The 16,286-nt window shown below is 59.2% G+C and carries 18 protein-coding genes; 8 read left to right on the top strand and 10 right to left on the bottom strand.

Annotated elements, in window-relative coordinates; translation table 11 throughout:
- The first annotated feature begins 96 nt into the window (after positions 1-96).
- Positions 97-1,011 (top strand): carbohydrate ABC transporter permease, encoded by a 915-nt coding sequence (locus A4R29_RS21180; RefSeq protein WP_013530273.1) that lies wholly within the window; start codon positions 97-99, stop codon positions 1,009-1,011.
- A 60-nt stretch (positions 1,012-1,071) separates the two neighbouring features.
- Complete coding sequence (locus A4R29_RS21175) at positions 1,072-1,605, top strand: hypothetical protein (RefSeq protein ID WP_063172818.1); 534 nt, start codon at positions 1,072-1,074, stop codon at positions 1,603-1,605.
- A gap of 44 nt (positions 1,606-1,649) precedes the next feature.
- Here the strand turns inward: A4R29_RS21175 and A4R29_RS21170 are convergent, their stop codons facing one another.
- From A4R29_RS21170 to A4R29_RS21125, 10 genes are all read right to left on the bottom strand, one after another.
- Complete coding sequence (locus A4R29_RS21170) at positions 1,650-2,219, bottom strand: hypothetical protein (protein ID WP_244506850.1); 570 nt, start codon at positions 2,217-2,219, stop codon at positions 1,650-1,652.
- Positions 2,220-2,239: 20 nt separating this feature from the next.
- Positions 2,240-2,830, bottom strand: a complete 591-nt coding sequence (locus tag A4R29_RS21165) for a L,D-transpeptidase (protein WP_063172816.1) — start codon at positions 2,828-2,830, stop codon at positions 2,240-2,242.
- Positions 2,814-3,977, bottom strand: a complete 1,164-nt coding sequence (locus A4R29_RS21160; protein ID WP_063172815.1) for a CpaE/TadZ family protein — start codon at positions 3,975-3,977, stop codon at positions 2,814-2,816. Before A4R29_RS21160 ends, A4R29_RS21165 begins: the two co-directional genes overlap by 17 nt.
- The gene (locus tag A4R29_RS21155; RefSeq protein ID WP_063172814.1) at positions 3,974-4,615 is read right to left on the bottom strand and encodes a TadE/TadG family type IV pilus assembly protein; all 642 of its coding nucleotides are present in this window, start codon (positions 4,613-4,615) and stop codon (positions 3,974-3,976) included. The genes A4R29_RS21160 and A4R29_RS21155 overlap by 4 nt, the downstream gene beginning before the upstream one ends.
- A gap of 1 nt (position 4,616) precedes the next feature.
- The gene (locus A4R29_RS21150; protein ID WP_082827582.1) at positions 4,617-5,144 is read right to left on the bottom strand and encodes a TadE/TadG family type IV pilus assembly protein; all 528 of its coding nucleotides are present in this window, start codon (positions 5,142-5,144) and stop codon (positions 4,617-4,619) included.
- Positions 5,145-5,148: 4 nt separating this feature from the next.
- Entirely contained in the window at positions 5,149-6,702 is a 1,554-nt protein-coding gene (locus A4R29_RS21145) for a TadE/TadG family type IV pilus assembly protein (protein ID WP_063172812.1), read from the bottom strand.
- Positions 6,703-6,773: 71 nt separating this feature from the next.
- Positions 6,774-7,067, bottom strand: a complete 294-nt coding sequence (locus A4R29_RS21140) for a hypothetical protein (RefSeq protein ID WP_063172811.1) — start codon at positions 7,065-7,067, stop codon at positions 6,774-6,776.
- On the bottom strand, positions 7,054-8,493 hold the full coding sequence (locus A4R29_RS21135; protein ID WP_063172810.1) for a type II and III secretion system protein family protein: 1,440 nt from the start codon (positions 8,491-8,493) through the stop codon (positions 7,054-7,056). Before A4R29_RS21135 ends, A4R29_RS21140 begins: the two co-directional genes overlap by 14 nt.
- A gap of 48 nt (positions 8,494-8,541) precedes the next feature.
- The gene (gene cpaB, locus A4R29_RS21130) at positions 8,542-9,564 is read right to left on the bottom strand and encodes a Flp pilus assembly protein CpaB (RefSeq protein ID WP_063172809.1); all 1,023 of its coding nucleotides are present in this window, start codon (positions 9,562-9,564) and stop codon (positions 8,542-8,544) included.
- Positions 9,565-9,638: 74 nt separating this feature from the next.
- The gene (locus A4R29_RS21125) at positions 9,639-9,824 is read right to left on the bottom strand and encodes a Flp family type IVb pilin (RefSeq protein WP_063172808.1); all 186 of its coding nucleotides are present in this window, start codon (positions 9,822-9,824) and stop codon (positions 9,639-9,641) included.
- Positions 9,825-10,354: 530 nt separating this feature from the next.
- On the opposite strand from A4R29_RS21125, the gene A4R29_RS21120 reads away from it, so the two are divergent.
- The 6 genes from A4R29_RS21120 (at position 10,355) to A4R29_RS21095 (ending at position 16,271) form a co-directional block, all read left to right on the top strand.
- Entirely contained in the window at positions 10,355-11,743 is a 1,389-nt protein-coding gene (locus A4R29_RS21120; RefSeq protein ID WP_063172807.1) for a TadA family conjugal transfer-associated ATPase, read from the top strand.
- Positions 11,743-12,714 (top strand): type II secretion system F family protein, encoded by a 972-nt coding sequence (locus A4R29_RS21115; protein WP_063172806.1) that lies wholly within the window; start codon positions 11,743-11,745, stop codon positions 12,712-12,714. The genes A4R29_RS21120 and A4R29_RS21115 overlap by 1 nt, the downstream gene beginning before the upstream one ends.
- A gap of 46 nt (positions 12,715-12,760) precedes the next feature.
- Positions 12,761-13,681 (top strand): type II secretion system F family protein, encoded by a 921-nt coding sequence (locus tag A4R29_RS21110; protein WP_063172805.1) that lies wholly within the window; start codon positions 12,761-12,763, stop codon positions 13,679-13,681.
- A 52-nt stretch (positions 13,682-13,733) separates the two neighbouring features.
- Positions 13,734-14,273: a tetratricopeptide repeat protein gene (locus tag A4R29_RS21105; RefSeq protein ID WP_063172804.1), complete on the top strand. Its 540-nt coding sequence runs from the start codon at positions 13,734-13,736 to the stop codon at positions 14,271-14,273.
- A gap of 1 nt (position 14,274) precedes the next feature.
- On the top strand, positions 14,275-14,814 hold the full coding sequence (locus A4R29_RS21100) for a prepilin peptidase (protein WP_063172803.1): 540 nt from the start codon (positions 14,275-14,277) through the stop codon (positions 14,812-14,814).
- Between the two features lie 314 nt (positions 14,815-15,128).
- Positions 15,129-16,271, top strand: coding sequence for a hypothetical protein (locus A4R29_RS21095; RefSeq protein ID WP_063172802.1), 1,143 nt, complete (start codon positions 15,129-15,131; stop codon positions 16,269-16,271).
- Positions 16,272-16,286 lie beyond the last annotated feature (15 nt).

Here is a 16,286-nt window from a genome sequence, read left to right as displayed (position 1 = left end):
AGGAGACCCGGCGCGGCGATGTCAGCCGCGCCGGATTTTCCAGACCCCGGATCTTGACGAGATCAGCAACGCCACCCCCACCAAGGCTCGGCCACGATGCACAATGCGATCAAAAAAGGATGGGCTGCCCGTGGCCGCGAGTGGCGGACCGGCTGGGCCTTCGCCTTGCCCGGCCTGCTGCTGCTGGCGATCGTGATGGGCTTTCCCCTGGCCTATGCCTGCATCCTCTCGATCTCCTCGATGACCTTGATCAAGCCGCAGCTCCTGCCGCTTGTCGGGTTCAAGAATTTCGCTTCGATGATCGGCGATGAGCTGTTCTGGAACGCGCTCTGGCTCACCGTGCGCTATTCGGCGGTGACCGTGGTCGGTGAATTCGTGATCGGGCTCGGCATCGCCCTGATGCTCAACCGGACGGTCCGGATGAAGCCGGTCTATTTCGCGGTTCTGACCATTCCCATGGCGATGTCGCCGATCAGCGTCGCCCTGATCTGGCGCATGCTGCTCCAGCCCAATCTCGGCATCGCCAATCATCTCATGGAGATATCAGGCCTGCCGCGCCTCGACTGGCTAGGCACGCCAGGCATGGCGCTCTGGACGATGGCGGCGATCGACATCTGGCAGCAAATGTCCTTCGTCGTGCTGATCCTCGCCGCGGGACTCGCCGCTTTGCCGCGCGATCCCTATGAGGCGGCTGAAGTGGACGGCGCGCGCGGCTGGCAGCAATTCCTCTACATCACGCTTCCGATGCTTCGGCCGGTCGCGGCGATCACCATCATCATCCAGCTGATCAACGAATTCCGGACCTACGATCTGCCCTATGTCCTGACCAAGGGCGGGCCGGGCAACGCGACCGAAGTGCTGAGCTTCTTTGCCTATCGCCGTGCCTTTCTCGGCCTTTCGCTCAACGAAGGCGCGGCAGCCGCGTTCGTGCTGCTGCTGATCGTGCTTCTGCTCACCGTGATCTTCTTCGCCGTCCTGGAACGCTCGCAATCGGGAGAGGGCCGGAAGTAGGGTTGTTAAGCCTTGAGCAATCTATGTGGTCTATCCTGGCCTGCAGATTGTCGAGGGAACATGAAACGCAAGCCGCTCCTGCTTTTCGCCTTTCCGTTTCTCATTCTGGCGGTCCTGGCAGGGGAGCGCATGGCGACCTTGTTGCTGGGCATCTATCCAGCCAGCCCCACCGCATGGTGGCTATGGCTTGAACTGCGCCCCTTGTCGACGGTGCTTTGGCAGCAGGTGGATGTCTGGCTGGGCGGTTCCATGGCTTTCGAAGCCGCTATCCTTGCCGCCGCATCGATCGTCTGCTGGATGGCGTGCCACGCCAAGCGGTCGGCTTTCTTCTTCCTCGCCAACCATATCGCCCTGATTTTCGCCGGGCTGATGATCGCGGTCGGCAGCCATTCGGAAACGGCGAGCACGATTGCCGAATTCACGTCGCCCAAGGGTCTTCCCTATTCGCTGGCCGTCGACTTCACCTTCAAGAACAGCCTGGTGCTGCTTTCGGGCTTCGTGGCCTGTGCCTACTGCCACATCGCCTTTCTCACCGAGGCGCGGGAGCGGTCCGTCCGGGCCATCCGCATCCTGGCGCTGCAGCGCGATCTCTAGATCATTCGCCACTTACACCTTGCACGATCCGGGCTCTGCTGGGTCTAGTTGATCCGGCGGTAATAGACCTTGCCGTCGGGCTGCTGGATGCGCTGGTAGTTGGAGCTTGGGGCAGGGGGCGACGCCGATGCGATTCTCCTCCTGGGTGCGGGCGCTTCGATGACGCCGGGCTCGCTCGCGCTCTCGCCGTCGAGGGCTTCGGGCGCTTGCGCCAGCGTGCTGGTGGCGATCTCGGATGGCTCTTCCGCACCCGGCATGGCCTCGCCGCCGGCGACCGGCATAGTCTGCCCCAGCCGGGCAATGCTGGCATCGATCTCGTTGAAGCTGCCTTGCAACTGGCTGTCCAGTTTCTCGAACCGGCTCTGAAAACCGTTGTTGACCGTGTCGAGCCGGGCCGCGATCCGCTGCTCGAACGCGCCGAGTTGCTCCAGCCGCGCCTCGACGAAACGCAGGTCGCTCATGCCCCGATAGAGATAAACCGCGGCCGCCATGTTGACTGCGGTGATCAGAAGCGCGCCACCGGCGACGATGACGCCGATCGTCTTTGCCTTGCTGGGTTTCCCGGCGGCAGCCGGTTCGCGCTGTTCCTGGTTTCCGACATCGATCGCCGGCATGTCCGGTTCGCTGATCATCGTCATTGGACCACCACCTTTGCGCCGACCGCGACGCGTTTGAAAAGATCGATCACATCCGTGTTGGTGAGACGAAAACAGCCCGATGTCCCGTCGAAGCCGACACCCGACGGGTCGTTGGTGCCGTGTATGCGGTAGAGCGTGTCGCGCCCGTCCCGCGACAGGTAAAGCGCCCTTGCGCCGAGCGGATTGTAGGGGCCGGCGGGCACCATTTTCGGCAGCTCGGGCTGGCGGGCGCGCATTTCCTGCGGCGGGCGCCACTCCGGCCATTCGGTCTTCGCCCCGACCTTGACGATGCCGGTCCAGCCGAACCCGTCGCGCCCGACGCTGATCTGGTAGCGCAGCGCCTGGCCCTGGCGGGTCACCAGGTAAAGCGCCTTCTCGTCCTTGCGGATGATGATCGTTCCCGGCTGCTCGGCGGTTGCGAAGGCAACGGCCTTGCGCAGGCTGGGTCCCATCGCCGGCAGCGGCGGCCGCTCCGAAAGTGCGGATCGCGCCTCGGCGAAGTCGTGGACGAACAGCGCCAGCGCCATGCCGAGCACGCAGGCGCCGGCGCGCTTTGGGGCGATCCGGTATCTATCGGGCAGCGTCATCGAGCCGCTCTTTGAACATCCGCTTCAGATCCTTGTTGAAGCGCGCCCGCCCGTCTACTTCGGAAGGCGGGATGGCCCTGTTCAGCGCGTCGGTCAGAAGCGCGTTGTCGAGCGCCACCGACTTGATGTGCGGCGCCTTGAAGATCTTTTCGAGCTCGCTGCGCGAAAAATGGTTCCCGAACCATTTGCGCTTGTGCTTGTTGGCGACCAGCGTGATGCTGACCGCATTGCCGCGCAGCTCGCGGATCTTCTTGTAGAGCCGCTTGCCCTGCCGCAGCGACGCGACATTGAGTTCGAAGACGATGAAGATCTCGTCGCTCGTCGACAGCACGGAATTGTGCCAGGGCGTTTCCAGATTGGGCAGGTCGATGACGATGTCGTCGAAGCGGTAGGCGACGAGGTCGAGCAGCCGGAAGACGAAATCGCTGCCATGCGGCTCGAACGGCAGTTGCGGCCGCTCGAACGCGTAGAGGGTGAGGCCGGACGGGCGCGACAGCTTGATGACATCCATCAGCTCGACATCGAGCCGCTCCGGCTGGCCGATGATGCCGGCAAGGTCGAACTGGTTGAACAAATTGAGATAGGCGCCGCAATTGGCGCTCTGGAAATCGAGGTCGACGAGACAGGTGGACGCCGCGCGCTCAGCCGATTTCGACGCCAGGAATTCGGCCGCCGACAGCGCCAGCGTCGTGGCGCCGGCGCCGCCGCTGGCGCTGATGAAGGTGATGATCCGGCTCTTGGTTCCCTGGTTGCCGGTGTCGTGGAAGGTCACCGCATTGAGCAGCTCCTTGCCGTCGAGCGGCTTGTGCAGCCAGTCCGAGGCGTTCATGCGCACCAAAACGCGCGTCTGCTCCGAGCTCAGCTCGTCGGAAACCGCGATCAGCGGCACGCTGGCCCACAGCGCGCGCGCCTCGACGATGCCGGGCCTGCCGAGCAGCTCTCCATTGCCGAGATCGAGGATGACGATGCCAGGGCGCGTATCGGCCGGCGGACCCTTGAGGAAGTCGCTCGTCTCGGAAACCTTGACATCATAGATCGCCAGCGCATCGAGCCGCGTCGCCACATCGCGCTTGAAATTCGGATCCGACGAGAACAGCGCCACCTGCTTGCGCTTGGTCGGCGTAACCTTGGTGTTGATGGCGTTCATGGCGCGGTGCTCTTCAGGTCTTCGCCCGTGACCGTGCTCAGCATGGAGGGCATTGTGAGGTTGTTGAAATCGAGCAAGGCGCCGAGAAAGAAGAACTGGAATGTCACGCCCTGCAAATTGACGGTAATTGTTGGCACCGCCCCGCCCGGACGGGTTTGATAACCCAATCCCGTGGCCACATATCGGACGACCACATTGGCGGGCTGGAGCATGGGAAAGAAATGGCACATGCCCGGCCGTTGTCCTGCGGCGAGCGGCGGGCAGGTGCCGGTGCCCGTCGCGTCTCCGCGAAAGATCTTGTTGAAATTGGCGGCGGTGAATGTTGCCGCGCATCCCGTGCCGACACAACTGCAAGTGCTGGTGGCGCCATTGCAGGTAAAGTCGTAGCTGCCTACAGGGATCGGATCGCCTGGTACTGTCGTCAGTCCAGCCGCCGCGATTTGGGGTGCGATTGGGTCTGAGATCGAAGCCATACGCGCCCCGATTTCCACGGCTTTGGTCGCGGCACCCCATTGATACCAGGCGTAGCCAAAATCCACGAAGCCAAGGGTCAGTATCAGCAGCAGTGTTATGCTGATGGCGGCTTCCACCATAGCCGCGCCGTCTTCCTCTTTCTTGAACCGGGCTAGTTTGTGCATCTCACCACCCGGTGTATCGTTCTTCGTGGCCGGCAGAGAAGGTGATCGGCCCTAGGCCGAGATAGTTGAGCAAAGACGCGCCGGTGTATGTGAAAGACGTTTGGAGCCGGACCACACGAACGCTGGCGGTCGCGCTGTGGTAGTTCGCTAGGCCAGTATTTGGGTCGACAGTAACCGCGATGACGAGATGGTTGAGATCGACCGTGACGGCCGCCGGCAGCCAACCCTCGACCCGGCTTGCAACCGCGCAATTTCCACCGCAGTTGTATGATCCTGTGGCAGCGATGTTTTTTGCATAGGTGACGCAGTTGAGCGCGGTGTTGAACGTCTGGTTGCAACGTGCTGCATAGCGTGCCCCATCGTTGAGGCCAGCTTCGATCAGCAGCTTCTGGTGGAGAAGATTTCCGAATTCGAAAACGCCCGCCGAAAGACTGATCATCAAGGGCGTAATCAACGTCATTTCGACAAGCACCGCGCCGCGCTCCTCGCGACCAAACTTATGGAACAATGACCTCAATACCGACAGCATCACATCACCTGTAGAGCTGCGGTTCGTCGCGGAGAAAATTGTTTAGCGTGCCTTGGCCGGCGTGGCCGGTGACGTCAACCAATTCGACGAATATGTCCGCGTCGTAGTCGAAACAGGTCGTTCCTTTGCCGGTGCAGCGATCGGTTCTTATGGGCTGTGTGAGGAAGAAGCTGGCAAACGCCTCAACCGGAAGATTTGGCGTCTTGCCGCTAAGGTTGACGTTGGGATCCGCCTGCAATGCCTGGCAGTTGATTATCGCTCCGTAGAGGAGCCGGCGATCAACTGTTGTCACTGCAGGCTGGCATTTATTCTCGGGCACACCAGTCTCTTTCGCAGGATTGGGAGACGGGTCGGCGATCAGACTATGACTGATTTCGGAACGGTAAACCTCGTAGCGGGTAGGCAGATTGGTTCCCGTGCCCGCAATATCTGAAGGGATTGGCTTCGGATTGGCACTGTTTCCAATGCGGTGATTGATGTTCCAATAGGTCGTGAAATTCCAGGTCCCATCTCCCATACGTCCACCCAGATATGGACAGTTTCCTGTAGCGAAGCAGTTGTCCAATCCGAGGCTTTGCGTCTTGCCCGCTACGTCAAAATCGAAGTCACTCAAGCCCGGGCAAGTGTTGCCGCTGTTATTTCGGTAGCCACCTTTGCGGACATTTGATGCAGGTCCAAATTCCGGAGTCTTGAAGGCATTGGGTGTACCCGGCTCCTCCATGCCGAAGCGCAGATTTATGGCAGCCTTGACCTTGCCTGCCTTTTGACCAGTCTCCGTGGTTACGCCACGTTTGCTGAAGCAAGCCTGCGGTTTCGACGAGGCAAGTGCGGTCGCCAGATCTTTCGCGCCGTTCCCGTCGGTGCTCAGGAAGCCAAAATTGCCGGGGAAATAGGCAGCTCCTCCGCCCACGGTTCGCAATTGGATGAGCCGCCGCCGGTATCGCCTCTCAGTCACCGCCTGCTGCAGTGTGATGCCCCCGGCAGCGTTGGTGCCATTGACCATTTCATACGGATTGCACATGAAGACGGGCGTCAGATCACACACAGCGCTGTTGAACCCGGCGACGGCCCTGGCTCCGACAGTGAAGCTGTTGCTGGCGCTATTCCCGGAAAGAAACGAAGCAGGAAATATCGCCGCGAAACCGGTTGGCGTTACAGTCACTTCGATAAAGCGAGCGAGGGTCGCATCCGTGGTCACGTTTGCGCTGGTGATAGGGTCGCTGTCGTTGGCCGGCAGGCTGCTTAGGTAGCGCCAGGTAGTGCCGCTCGATGCCAATGTTTGCTGGTTGCCCTGATCGGAGAAGCGGTATGTATTGTTGACAAGAGTGGCAAGAGCGCTATTCGCCCGAATTATCGCATCGGTCCCGCCATCGAGTTCAGCCGCCGCGGCGAGCGCAAACGCATCGGCGCCTTTCTGAAGATCGTTGTGCAGGCTGTTGGCACGGGACATATCGATGACCAGCAGCGAAAAACCGATAATCACCGGCAGCATGATGGCAACAAGGATCATCGCTATGCCGCGCTGATCGTTCCAGAAGGCCCGAATGGTCCCCAACATGACCTTACTCTCTGCTTTCCTGCGCCAGAGCCCCTCGCATGCCCGGCGCCCTCCGCGTCCTTCCGTTCAGTTCACTGCGTTGTCGCGCCCGACCCACCAACGTTGACCGTGATGGCCGGCGGCGGTGGCGGTGGCGGTGGATATTTGTAGCCCTGGGCAACAGCGGCAGCGCGCGCGCCGTCGCCTTCGATCTTCGTATTCCTTGAGTTCGGATTGAGCGGATCGACCGTCTGCAGCAGCGAATTGTATTTCTGCGTGTCGCCCGCGGCCAAGGTCACCGAATCGTAGTGGTTCAGATAGTCCGCAGCGCAGCCTGACAGCGCGCTGGCGCACAGGATGAGGATCAAGGTGCTATTTCTTGACATAGAGCATCTTGTCCTTCGATTTGAAGTCGAGCATGTGGCCATAGGGGCCGGTGACGCCTTCGCCCAGTTCATATTTGCGGACCATGTCCTTGGTCACTTCAAGCTGGCCGAGCACGAAGAATTCGGGATCGTTGGCGGGCCGCGTCTTGTCGAACGGCGTCGCCAGCTGCTCACCGGGTTTCACCGGCCGCACGATGTGCGGCGTTACGATCACCACCAGTTCGGTCTCTTCCTTCTGGCTGCTCGAATTGCGGAACAGCGTGCCGATGACAGGCACCTGACCGAGCCATGGCACCTGCTCCTGCTGCTTGGTGGTCTTGCTGGATAGAAGCCCGCCGACAGCGAAGCTCTGGCCGTCGCGCAATTCGACGACGGTCGTCAACTTGCGGTTGGTGAAGATAGGATCGCCGGCGGTGGTGAAGCCGGTCAGGTCGCTGACCTCCGGCGCCAGCTTGATATGGATCTTATCGTCAACGAGCACGACCGGCGTGAACACGAGATTGACGCCGAACTGCTTATAGTCGATCTGGATCAGCCCATCCTTGTCGATGCTGCGGATCGGGACTTCGCCTCCGGCGTTGAAGCTGGCTGGCTCGCCGGACAGCGTGGTGAGATTTGGATTGGCGAGCGTGCGCACAACCCCCTTGGCCTCGAGCGCCTCGATATACAGATCCACCTTGATGTTGCTGTCGATGACGCGAGTGAGCAGCGCTCCGAAAGGACTGGAGTTAGTGAGCAGATTGCTAAGCAGTGCTCCCGGTCCTAGGACGACTTTGTCCTTGTCGACAGCGGCAATGCCGGTTCCGGTTTTGGTCGTGCCATCGCCGTTCGTGCTTCTGATCGACACGCCAAGGTCGCGCCCGGCGTTGCGCTTCGCTTCCAGCACGCGCACTTCGAGATTGACCTGCTGGCTGTCGTCGACGATGACGGAGTTGATGACAGCGTCCGGACCATATTGCTGCGCCACCTCCAGGATCGAGGCCAGCGTGGCGCCGTCTTTCACATGGCCGCCAAGCCTGACCTTGCCATTGACCGAGCCGATTTCGATGCGCGACCTCGGCGCCACCTGGCGGATTGCCTGCGCCATGTCGCTGACATCGACGCCGACCTCGATCTGGAGGGCGCCGAGCGAGCGCTTGTCCGTCGAAAACAGATTGACCGTGGTGGTGCCCGCGCCCTTGCCAATGACGTAAAGCGTGCGGTCGGTCATCGGCTGGGCATCGGCGATCTTCTCGTCGCCGACAACGATATCGCCCAGATTGGCGCTCACCTGGATCGTTACCGATTGCGACATCGGCAGGAAAATACGATGGACGGCAGGGGTCGACACGTCGATGAAACGGTCGGCCGCATTGGCCCCCGACGGCAACAGCGCTGTCAGACACGACAACGCAACCGTCGCTATCCCCAGCCAATATCCCCGCATCTCCGCCTCCCCACTCGCTGCCACTGGCGGCATCCGTTTCGCCGCACTTTATTGTTGTCGCGGCACGTCATATGTTTCGAGCTTCACACCTCGGAATACGCCGACCGTCGCCCGTGCCGGCGGCTCAGGCTGCACGTATTTGACCACTTCCTTGGTCGCCGGTGCCGCGACAGGAACCGGTTTGGCCCGGCCAAGCTCGTCGAGACGGCTTCCCACTTTTTCCACGGCCTGGGTCAACCCGGCAATCTTGTCCTCGGCGCGCTTGCGCTCGGCTGCTGCTGCCGCTTCCGCCGCTGCCTTCTTGTCGAGCTCCGCCTGCCTGGCGGCGACATCGGCCGGCGTTTCACCGGTCAGGTCGGAAAGCGTTACCCGTTCCGTCGTCTCGCCCTTGTTGGCAGCTGCCTGACGCAGCGCCAGCGACAATTGGCCGGCGCCTGCAGCCAGTGTCAGCTTCTGCGCATCCCTGGTGCTGGCCTCGAGAGTCACGGACTTCACCACGGTTGGGCTTTCCTTGCTCACATCGGCCACCTGGTCGATGGCGAGCACCTTCATGCTCTGCAGCAGCACATCGACAAAACTCTTGTCGGCACCATCGTCGCCGCGAACCGTTCGGGTCAGCAAGACATCGACCCGGTCACCGGGGAAGACGAAGCCGGCGACGCCGAGCACGTCGTTCACCCTGATGGAAACAGCTTTCATGCCTTCGCCAAGCACCGCCGAAAGTGTGGCGCGTTGGCCTGGCCCGGTGATCTTGCTGGCGAGGACAGGTTCGTTGGCGCTAATGGTTTGAAGAGCCTGCCTGGTGCCTTCTCCGGCCAGAGCCTCTTTCGTTGTCTTAAAGGCGCCCGTTGGGACCGCGCCCGCCGGCCATACGACTTCGCGCAATTTGTCTGCACTCAGCGTATCGCCGAATTTCAGCGGCATTGCCGCTACGACGACAGTGCTGCCTTGTACGACGCCCGTTTGGGCCATGGCGCTGCGCTGATTGGCTAACCAGATATTGGCAAGCACCACTGCCAGCACGCCGAACACTCCAGCGAGGATGATCATGATGACGGTGTTAGCGCGCATAGCCTTACAACTTTGCCGTTGGGTTTAAGGGTAGGATGCTCCGGGCTCTTGGCCCGGAGCATCCCTGGATCACATCAAGTTGGCACGGGGCCCAGGTTCGTGCTCAAGACAGTCCACGCGCCGGTGACCCACGCGCCGACCGCAACGATCAGCGTGATCACTGCCGCAGTAATAATGCCGATCAGGATAGAATACTCGACCATGGCAGCGCCGTTTTCATCGTCGCGGAACTGCCGGGTCATCGTCATGAGCTTCTTCATGTCAATTTCTCCCTTTGGAGGTTGGAACCCGACGAGACAGAGCAAAGGATGAAATCCATACCCAAGCATCCCCCGTCATCTCGATCCTAGGTCCCGAGAAAACGCAGAGTCAAACGAGATTAAGGGTTCCTTAACTTTCATGTACATGATTCGGCAAGAATATTACAGCCATGAATTTTCTCAACAGCTTGATTCTTTTCATTTTTCAAGCTTCTTAACCATTCGTTCACAATTTGGCCCCGGATGTGGCCAGAATGAGAAGGCATTAGCAATAATGCATATTCCTTTATATCTAAGGGTTTAGCTGCCAATGCCGGGTGTTCATCGCGGGGAAATTGGATGATCCCGGAAAGCGATATCGGCCCTGCGGCCGCGAACCGGCAGCCATGTCAAATAAGCACGCTATTACAACCTCCTGATCTTAACTATGTAGAAAGTATTGAGGCTACGCCGACCAACTGGCCGCTTGTGCCTCCCGTGGTTAACAGTTAGTTTCCGCTAATGAGGGGCTAAGGGGAGTATAGGCGATTATGCTGGGGCGGTTCATCAAGGGGCCAAGCGAGTCGAAGGTCGAGGCAAAGGCCGAGCCGTTCACAGCGCTGGCTGTTGTTCCCGCATTATCTCCGTCAGTCGAGATCGAAGCGCATGGTGACGATTTCCTGACGATCAAGGTCGACCTGCATCGCCACTTGATTGACCGGTTCAATCTGACCGCACTTGAAAGCGCTTCCAAGGATGAGATCCTGAATGAAATCCGCCCAATCGTGCGCGAGTTCGTTCGCGCTCGTGCAGTGCCACTGAATGCACGCGAGCTTGATCAACTGACCGGCGACACCGCCGACGAGATGCTGGGATTGGGGCCAATCGAGCCCCTGCTCAAGGATGATTCGATCGCCGACATAATGATCAACACTCACAGGCGCGTTTTTATCGAGCGGCGTGGCGTGATTGAGGAGACGGCGATACGATTTCGCGACGAGGCGCATCTGTTGCGCGTCATCAACAAGATCGTCTCGGCAATAGGCAGGCGTGTCGATGAATCCTCGCCCATGGTCGATGCACGGCTGGCGGACGGTTCTCGCGTCAACATTGCGGTGCGGCCGGTCTCCGTAGACGGCCCGCTGGTGTCGATCCGCAAATTCTCCAAGAATCCCTATTCGCTCGAACGCTTGATGGCATTCAATTCGATCCGGCCGCCGATGATCGAACTGCTGCGGATCGCCGTGCAGGCGCGCAAATCGATCCTGGTTTCCGGCGGCACCGGCAGCGGCAAGACCACCTTGCTCAACGCGCTGTCGAGCTACATTCCCTCCAGGGAGCGGCTGATCACCATCGAGGATGCGGCCGAACTGCAATTGCAGCAGCCGCATGTCGGCCGTCTGGAGACGCGTCCGCCCAATGTCGAGGGCAAGGGCGAAGTGCGCCAGCGCGAATTATTGAAGAACGCGTTGCGCATGCGGCCGGACCGTATCATCGTCGGCGAGGTGCGCGGCGAGGAAGCCTTCGACATGCTGCAGGCCATGAACACCGGCCATGAAGGCTCGATGACGACCATCCATGCCAACACGCCGCGCGATGCGATCTCGCGGCTGGAACAGATGGTCGGCATGGCCGGCATGCCGATGAGCAACGATTCCATCCGGGCGCAGATCGCCTCGGCCATCGACATCATCGTGCAGACGCAGCGTCTCTCTGATGGTGGGCGTCGTGTCACCTCCATTGCAGAAATCACCGGCATGGAAGGCAACGTCGTTCAACTTCAGGAAATATATCATTTCGTTCGTCGTGACGTGACTCCCGAGGGCCAGATCGTCGGCGACTTTCGAGCGACCGGGGTCCGTCCGCGGTTTGCTCAGGAAGCGGCAACATTAGGGCATCATTTTGCGAAGGACGCTTTCAACCCGCAGGCCCCTCTCTAATGTTGACCGGTCAGACTGCTCTTTACTTCGTTTACGTGCTGGCGGCGGCCTCGCTCATTCTCGCGGGTGAGGCTTTCTACGTCACGTATAGCGGTCGGCGCTCTCGTCGCGGCGCCGTCAATCGACGACTGAAGTTGCTCGCCGATGAAGTTCCCGCCGAACAAACCTTGCAGGGCTTACTTCGCGAGCGAGGGCTCACCAACTCAGGCGATTTCGCCTTTGGATTGATCGCCCTAAACAGGCTCTATACGCAATCAGGCGTTACTGGGAATCCGCTCACTTTTGCTTCTATATTCCTGCTCGCCGGATCTACGATGGCCCTGTTGTTGACCATCATTGTAAATGTTTCGATCTTGGCATCTTTCATTGTCGCGCTGACCATTGGGCTCGTATTGCCGGTTTTGATACTTCGGCGTGCTCGTAACAAGCGAATTCTAAAGTTCGCTAAGCAACTGCCGGATGCGCTCGATATGATCGTGCGCTCTTTGCGTGCTGGTCATCCCACTACCGTGGCAATTGGCCTGGTCTCGCGCGAAATGGCAGACCCGCTCGGCACCGAATTCGGCATTGTTTCCGATGAAATCACCTTTGGCCTCAGCCTTGAACAGGCCGTCAGGAAGCTCTCTCAACGTGTCGGATTCGAGGGCCTTCATCTGCTTTCGGTGTCTCTGTCCATTCAGGCCAAGACCGGCGGTAATCTGACCGGAATACTATCCAACCTTTCTTCAGTATTGCGTGAAAGGCAAAAGCTTCGTTTGAAGATAAAGTCTCTATCGGCAGAGGGTAGGATGTCGGCGTGGATTATATCACTATTTCCTGTGGTTATGTTTTGTATACTGCTTATAGTCTCTCCTACGTATTACGGGGGGGTTTGGGATAATCCGCTTCTGGCTCCGGTGTTTATAACCTTTGGTATTTGGGGTTTGATTGGTGATTTCATTATATACAAGATGGTAACATTCGACTTCTAAAAGGTGAGTGCTGGAATTGCTATTATCTGTACAATATCTTGGTCTAATGGCGTCGGTTGCGGTGTTTATAGCAGCTATGGCGCTTTTTCTATTCGGTGCCCTGATTTTCTTGCCGGCGCTGCAGACGCGAAAGCTTGTAGCGCAGAGTTTGATGGGCGAAGGAGCCGTCGGACGCCGGTCAATACTTGGGCAAGATCAGATTGCAAAGATTTCGGCGCAGCGGCCTGTCGACGCCTACTTTAAGTCGATCGAGAAAGAACGGGATGAGCCAAACGCTCTAGAGGCGAAGCTGTTTCGCGCCGGCTTCTATCAATCAAGCGCACCGCTGATTTATACGCTCTCGCGCCTGGTCGCGGTCTGCGTTGGCTTCCTAGCCATTTATGCACTGCTGTCGCGGGTCCTGCCGCCACAACTGCCCGGCTTTATAACCTTTGCTGGCTCCGCCCTGTTCGGCCTCGCCTGCATCGTTATTCCGAGCATCATGCTGGATCGCTTCGAGAGCGCCCAAAAACAAATCTATCGTCGAAGCTTTCCCGATTTTATGGATATGATGATAACATGCGCCGACGCAGGAATGAGCTTGGAGGCAGCGGTCGAGCGGGTCGGCGCCGAGTTGGCCGGTACCCATAAATGGTTGGGCATCCAGCTCTCGATCATGACACTACAACTACGCGCGGGGAAACCGTTGCGTGAGGCGTTGCGAGAACTCGCTGATCGCATTGGCCTTGACGAGGCGCGGGCACTAGCTGTCCTGTTTCGCCAGTCGGAAGAATTGGGCACAAGTCTCACCGATGCCTTGCGTGTCTACAGCGACGAGATGCGCGGACAGAGGATTCTGGCCGCAGAGGAAAAAGCCAACGCACTTCCGGTAAAAATGATGATTCCGTTGGGGCTCTGCATCTTTCCGGTGGTGCTGATGATCGTGATGCTGCCCGTTATCATCAGGATGAAGGGCATTTTCTTCTAGTTTGATATATCATTTAGCCCTAATGTGAGTCGGGACCCCAGGGGACACATCTATGAAGAGGGTAATCGCGGTCGCAGCCTGTCTGCTCGTGGCAGTGCTTGCCGGCTGCCAGACGGACGCCACCGACGGTGTCGTGCGCACCAACGAGCCGTCGAAAGGCGACGTGACGTCTTTTGGCGATGCTTTCGACGGGCTGAAAACGGTCAGCGACGTCGAGTATTACGCCTCGGACCAGGCCGTCGCCGAAGCCAAGAACCAGTTCCGCGCCGAAAATTACGGCAATGCCGGCGCGCTGTTCTTCAAGGCGACGCAACTGGCGCCCAATGATGGCAACGCGTGGATGGGGCTGGCCGCCTGCACCGACCGGATCCACCGCTTCGACCTGTCCGACCGGGCCTATGCCAGGGCCTTCAAGCTGGTCGGCGCTACGCCCGAATATTACAACAATGTCGGCTATTCCTACCTGCTGCGCGGCAAGCTGCAGGATGCGCGCTCGAACTTCCTCAAGGCTTACGAACTGGCGCCCAACGACCCGACCGTCGCCAACAATCTGAAGCTTTTGTCGTCAAGCGTGCAGAACGTCGAGCGCTAGCATGCTGCTCGTCGAAGCTCTGCTGCTGAAGGCGCTCGCCATCCCTTTGCTGGCAAGGATTGCCTGGGTCGATTTTACCACCCAGAAGATTTCCAATCGCGACGTGCTGCTGCTGCTCTGCCTGGGCGCCGGGGGCTTGTTGCTGCTGTCGCTCCAGTCCGGCTCGTGGTGGGACATGGGACTGAGCGCCGGTGCAGGGCTTTTGTTGTTCGTCGCGCTCTTGCCCTTCTGGGTCTTGCGCAAGATCGGCGCAGGTGATGTCAAGCTGCTGGCGGTGGTGCCATTCCTGATTGGCGGACGCGATTTCGCGATGTTTTCGGTGCTGCTCCTGGTTTTCGCCTTGGCCACCGTGGCGATCGTGAAGAACCCCTTCCTGCTGCCCGCGGGTGCTTTTCGGCTCATCGTCCAGCACCTGGACCGCAAGGGCGTGGTGCCGTTCGGCGTGCCGATCTCGCTGGCCGCGATCTGTACGCTAGCGTTCCTGATCTACAAAAGTTTGGTCCTGGCGAGCAGTTCCGGGATCCTCAATCAGCTCAACTGACCTCGACAGTTGGAGCGGCTGAACGCGCTGCGATCGACACCGTTCGGAGCTTCGCCGGCGCGTTGGTTGATGGAGCAAACGAAAAATCGCCTGTGCGGCGGGTCACTGGCGCAAATCAGCACCATGGCCAAATATGTACCATAGCTGAGGGCAGGGAGTCAAGAAAAAATTCCTATCGTACTGCCCGCCGCAGCCGCCGAACTTGCTGCCGCCAAGCTATTTGTGAAGCTAAGTTCGGAGCCTGGGTTCGGTAACCAAAGAACTTGTCGAGAAATCAGGTTGATGGGTAATAAACGATCACGGGAGAAGGCAGCATGACACTTCACCTTCCGGCGAATGCCCCGGTTGCAGTCGCGGCGCCTCCACAGAAATATCTGTTTGGTCCGTTCATCGATTTTCTTATGCTTGGTGGCAGCGCTTTCCTGCTCCTACCGATCCTGTTTCTCGTGCCCCTCAAATACGAAGGTGTTGTCGCGGCGGCTACGATTTTGCTCTCCAATCTGATAAATCACCCACATTTCGCCCATTCTTACCAGATTTTCTATCGCGACTTCGGACACAAGGTGCGCGGTGACGGATATGACAGGAATCTCCAGATCCGCTACATTATCGCGGGCATTGCCGTCCCGCTGATCATGGTCGCTTTCTTTACCTATGGCTCGGTAACTGGCAACGCCCGCCTGCTGGGCTATGCCACCAACGCGATGGGCTTTTTCGTCGGCTGGCACTACGTCAAGCAAGGCTACGGCATGCTTATGGTGGACGCTGTGCTGAAGCGCAAATTCTTCAGCGATCAGGACAAGAAAGTGCTGTTGTTCAACGGTTATGCCGTGTGGCTGTTCGCCTGGCTTCAGACAAACGCGGTGATCACCGAAAGGCAGTTCTGGGGCCTGGATTACTACACATTCGCCGTCCCGCCCTGGCTCCTCAACATCGCGCTCTCGGTCGCGGCTGCCTCCTCGGCGGCCACTGCCGTGATGTTCGTCAATCGCTGGCGCAAACATGGAGGCGCGCTGCCGTATAACGGCGTCGTCGCTTACGTCGTGTCGCTCTATGCTTGGATTCTGTTCGTGACTCTAAATCCGCTTTGGCTGCTCGTGGTGCCGGCGCTCCATTCCCTGCAGTACCTGGCGGTCGTCTGGCGTTATCAAACCAATGTCGAGCGCGACCGCGCGGATGCCGCCAAGGATCCGGAATTCAAGGTGTTGTCAATTCTTGGGCCGATGTACAGGGTGCGGGTGCTGATATTCATCGTCGCCGGCACAATTCTCGGCGCTCTCGGTTTCTGGCTCGTGCCGATGGCGCTGACTGCCCTGGTTCCCTACGACAAACAGGTGCTCGGCTCGTCTCTTTTCCTCTTCATCGCGTGGATATTCATCAACGTGCACCACTACTTCCTGGACAATGTGATGTGGCGTCGCGGCAACCCGGAAGTCTCGAAATATCTGTTCCGCTAGCCACGTAACCCTTTG

Source organism: Mesorhizobium ciceri biovar biserrulae (genome assembly GCF_001618845.1).
Lineage (GTDB): Bacteria > Pseudomonadota > Alphaproteobacteria > Rhizobiales > Rhizobiaceae > Mesorhizobium > Mesorhizobium ciceri.
Note: the sequence above shows the minus strand (reverse complement) of the source record. Positions and strands in the feature narration are given on the sequence as shown.

Excerpts from the sequence above, each read along its gene's own strand:
- A4R29_RS21165 (WP_063172816.1), bottom strand. The coding sequence starts at position 2,830 with ATGACGCTGCCCGATAGATACCGGATCGCCCCAAAGCGCGCCGGCGCC.
- A4R29_RS21105 (WP_063172804.1), top strand. The coding sequence starts at position 13,734 with ATGAAGAGGGTAATCGCGGTCGCAGCCTGTCTGCTCGTGGCAGTGCTT.
- A4R29_RS21125 (WP_063172808.1), bottom strand. The coding sequence starts at position 9,824 with ATGAAGAAGCTCATGACGATGACCCGGCAGTTCCGCGACGATGAAAAC.
- A4R29_RS21100 (WP_063172803.1), top strand. The coding sequence starts at position 14,275 with ATGCTGCTCGTCGAAGCTCTGCTGCTGAAGGCGCTCGCCATCCCTTTG.
- A4R29_RS21140 (WP_063172811.1), bottom strand. The coding sequence starts at position 7,067 with ATGTCAAGAAATAGCACCTTGATCCTCATCCTGTGCGCCAGCGCGCTG.
- A4R29_RS21135 (WP_063172810.1), bottom strand. The coding sequence starts at position 8,493 with ATGCGGGGATATTGGCTGGGGATAGCGACGGTTGCGTTGTCGTGTCTG.
- A4R29_RS21160 (WP_063172815.1), bottom strand. The coding sequence starts at position 3,977 with ATGAACGCCATCAACACCAAGGTTACGCCGACCAAGCGCAAGCAGGTG.
- A4R29_RS21170 (WP_244506850.1), bottom strand. The coding sequence starts at position 2,219 with ATGCCGGCGATCGATGTCGGAAACCAGGAACAGCGCGAACCGGCTGCC.
- A4R29_RS21110 (WP_063172805.1), top strand. The coding sequence starts at position 12,761 with ATGGCGTCGGTTGCGGTGTTTATAGCAGCTATGGCGCTTTTTCTATTC.
- A4R29_RS21155 (WP_063172814.1), bottom strand. The coding sequence starts at position 4,615 with ATGCACAAACTAGCCCGGTTCAAGAAAGAGGAAGACGGCGCGGCTATG.
- A4R29_RS21115 (WP_063172806.1), top strand. The coding sequence starts at position 11,743 with ATGTTGACCGGTCAGACTGCTCTTTACTTCGTTTACGTGCTGGCGGCG.
- cpaB (WP_063172809.1), bottom strand. The coding sequence starts at position 9,564 with ATGCGCGCTAACACCGTCATCATGATCATCCTCGCTGGAGTGTTCGGC.
- A4R29_RS21150 (WP_082827582.1), bottom strand. The coding sequence starts at position 5,144 with ATGCTGTCGGTATTGAGGTCATTGTTCCATAAGTTTGGTCGCGAGGAG.
- A4R29_RS21145 (WP_063172812.1), bottom strand. The coding sequence starts at position 6,702 with ATGTTGGGGACCATTCGGGCCTTCTGGAACGATCAGCGCGGCATAGCG.
- A4R29_RS21120 (WP_063172807.1), top strand. The coding sequence starts at position 10,355 with ATGCTGGGGCGGTTCATCAAGGGGCCAAGCGAGTCGAAGGTCGAGGCA.
- A4R29_RS21175 (WP_063172818.1), top strand. The coding sequence starts at position 1,072 with ATGAAACGCAAGCCGCTCCTGCTTTTCGCCTTTCCGTTTCTCATTCTG.
- A4R29_RS21095 (WP_063172802.1), top strand. The coding sequence starts at position 15,129 with ATGACACTTCACCTTCCGGCGAATGCCCCGGTTGCAGTCGCGGCGCCT.
- A4R29_RS21180 (WP_013530273.1), top strand. The coding sequence starts at position 97 with ATGCACAATGCGATCAAAAAAGGATGGGCTGCCCGTGGCCGCGAGTGG.